We start from the raw sequence: 3,251 nt of genomic DNA on the forward strand, positions 1-3,251 counted from the left end.
ACATTGCGGCATAACGCGCGAGGTGAAAGACCTCGCAAGTACTTGAAAGAAAATGGAGATGTTTCGAAAGAGACGTCAAAGTTATAGGGTCAAGTGACTAAGAGCATGTGGTGGATGCCTTGGCGATTACAGGCGACGAAAGACGTGATAGCCTGCGATAAGCTTCGGGGAGCTGGCAAATAAGCTTTGATCCGGAGATTTCTGAATGGGGAAACCCACCTCGCAAGAGGTATCGCATACTGAATACATAGGTATGCGAGGCGAACCGGGTGAACTGAAACATCTCAGTAGCTCGAGGAAAAGACATCAACCGAGATTCCGAAAGTAGTGGCGAGCGAAATCGGAAGAGCCTTCTAGTAATAGCACGACTGTTAGCAAAATGGGATGGAAAGCCCAGCCATAGCAGGTGATAGCCCTGTATGCGAAAATAGACGTGTGGTACTAAGCTAGAGAAAAGTAGGGCGGGGCACGAGAAACCTTGTCTGAATATGGGGGGACCATCCTCCAAGGCTAAATACTCGTAATCGACCGATAGTGAACCAGTACCGTGAGGGAAAGGCGAAAAGAACCCCGGGAGGGGAGTGAAATAGATCCTGAAACCGCATGCTTACAAAAAGTAGGAGCCCGCAAGGGTGACTGCGTACCTTTTGTATAATGGGTCAGCGACTTACATTCAGTGGCAAGGTTAACCGAATAGGGAAGCCGTAGAGAAATCGAGTCCGAATAGGGCGTTCAGTCGCTGGGTGTAGACCCGAAACCAAGTGATCTATCCATGGCCAGGATGAAGGTGCCGTAACAGGTACTGGAGGTCCGAACCGACTAGTGTTGCAAAACTAGCGGATGAGCTGTGGATAGGGGTGAAAGGCTAAACAAACTTGGAAATAGCTGGTTCTCTCCGAAAACTATTTAGGTAGTGCCTCAAGTATTACCGTCGGGGGTAGAGCACTGTTTTGGCTAGGGGGTCATGGCGACTTACCAAACCAAGGCAAACTCCGAATACCGACGAGTACAGCTTGGGAGACAGAGCACCGGGTGCTAACGTCCGGACTCAAGAGGGAAACAACCCAGACCGCCAGCTAAGGTCCCTAAAATTGGCTAAGTGGGAAACGAAGTGGGAAGGCTAAAACAGTCAGGATGTTGGCTTAGAAGCAGCCATCATTTAAAGAAAGCGTAATAGCTCACTGATCGAGTCGTCCTGCGCGGAAGATGTAACGGGGCTAAGCCAGTTACCGAAGCTGCGGATTCACAGTTTACTGTGAGTGGTAGGAGAGCGTTCTGTAAGCCTGTGAAGGTGTCTGGTAACGGATGCTGGAGGTATCAGAAGTGCGAATGCTGACATGAGTAGCGTTAAAGGGGGTGAAAAGCCCCCTCGCCGTAAGCGCAAGGTTTTCTACGCAACGTTCATCGGCGTAGAGTGAGTCGGCCCCTAAGGCGAGGCAGAGATGCGTAGCTGATGGGAAACAGGTCAATATTCCTGTACCGATGTGTAGTGCGATGTGGGGACGGAGAAGGTTAGCTCAGCCAACTGTTGGATATGTTGGTTCAAGCCTGTAGTCGTGCCTGGTAGGCAAATCCGCCAGGCTTAGATGAGGGGTGATAACGAGTCTGCTTGCAGACGAAGTGAGTGATACCCTGCTTCCAGGAAAAGCCACTAAGCTTCAGCTACACACGACCGTACCGCAAACCGACACTGGTGCGCGAGATGAGTATTCTAAGGCGCTTGAGAGAACTCAGGAGAAGGAACTCGGCAAATTGATACCGTAACTTCGGGAGAAGGTATGCCCCAAGTAGGTGAACCTGTACAAGGCGAGCCCAAAGGGGTTGCAAAAAATCGGTGGCTGCGACTGTTTAATAAAAACACAGCACTCTGCAAACACGAAAGTGGACGTATAGGGTGTGACGCCTGCCCGGTGCTGGAAGATTAAATGATGGGGTGCAAGCTCTTGATTGAAGTCCCAGTAAACGGCGGCCGTAACTATAACGGTCCTAAGGTAGCGAAATTCCTTGTCGGGTAAGTTCCGACCTGCACGAATGGCGTAACGATGGCCACACTGTCTCCTCCTGAGACTCAGCGAAGTTGAAATGTTTGTGATGATGCAATCTCCCCGCGGAAAGACGGAAAGACCCCATGAACCTTTACTGTAGCTTTGTATTGGACTTTGAACAGATCTGTGTAGGATAGGTGGGAGGCTTTGAAGTGAGGACGCTAGTTCTCATGGAGCCAACGTTGAAATACCACCCTGGTGTGTTTGAGGTTCTAACCTAGGTCCCTTATCGGGATCGGGGACAGTGCATGGTAGGCAGTTTGACTGGGGCGGTCTCCTCCCAAAGCGTAACGGAGGAGTTCGAAGGTACGCTAGGTACGGTCGGACATCGTGCTAATAGTGCAATGGCATAAGCGTGCTTAACTGCGAGACTGACAAGTCGAGCAGATGCGAAAGCAGGACATAGTGATCCGGTGGTTCTGTATGGAAGGGCCATCGCTCAACGGATAAAAGGTACTCTGGGGATAACAGGCTGATACCGCCCAAGAGTTCATATCGACGGCGGTGTTTGGCACCTCGATGTCGGCTCATCTCATCCTGGGGCTGTAGCCGGTCCCAAGGGTATGGCTGTTCGCCATTTAAAGAGGTACGTGAGCTGGGTTTAAAACGTCGTGAGACAGTTTGGTCCCTATCTTCCGTGGGCGCTGCAGATTTGAGGAAGCCTGCTCCTAGTACGAGAGGACCGGAGTGGACACACCTCTGGTGTATCGGTTGTCACGCCAGTGGCATTGCCGAGTAGCTAAGTGTGGAAGAGATAACCGCTGAAAGCATCTAAGCGGGAAACTCGTTTCAAGATGAGATCTGCCGGGGCCTTGAGCCCCCTAAAGAGTCGTTCAAGACCAGGACGTTGATAGGCTGGGTGTGGAAGCGCAGTAATGCGTTAAGCTAACCAGTACTAATTGCTCGTGCGGCTTGACCCTATAACTTTGATCACCATTCGATCAAGTTGTTATGCCAAGTGACGCAGTCAAACCAAAAAACTGATTCCAAACTCTATGAATTCGCCGCCTTGACAGCCGTCAAGGTAGCACCAAGTTATGCCTGATGACCATAGCAAGTTGGTACCACTCCTTCCCATCCCGAACAGGACAGTGAAACGACTTTGCGCCGATGATAGTGCGGGTTCCCGTGTGAAAGTAGGTCATCGTCAGGCTCTTACAGCCCAATCCGCCCCAGCATCTATCGATGTTGGGGCGTTTTGCTTTG

The 3,251-nt window shown here is 51.0% G+C and carries 2 rRNA genes; both read left to right on the forward strand.

Annotated elements, in window-relative coordinates:
• The first annotated feature begins 87 nt into the window (after window positions 1-87).
• Window positions 88-2,965: ribosomal RNA gene (locus BLT03_RS23475) — 23S ribosomal RNA — on the forward strand.
• A 120-nt stretch (window positions 2,966-3,085) separates the two neighbouring features.
• Window positions 3,086-3,198: ribosomal RNA gene (gene rrf / locus BLT03_RS23480) — 5S ribosomal RNA — on the forward strand.
• The last annotated feature ends 53 nt before the right edge of the window (window positions 3,199-3,251 follow it).

Source organism: Paracidovorax valerianellae (assembly GCF_900102625.1).
Taxonomy (GTDB): Bacteria; Pseudomonadota; Gammaproteobacteria; order Burkholderiales; family Burkholderiaceae_C; genus Paracidovorax; species Paracidovorax valerianellae.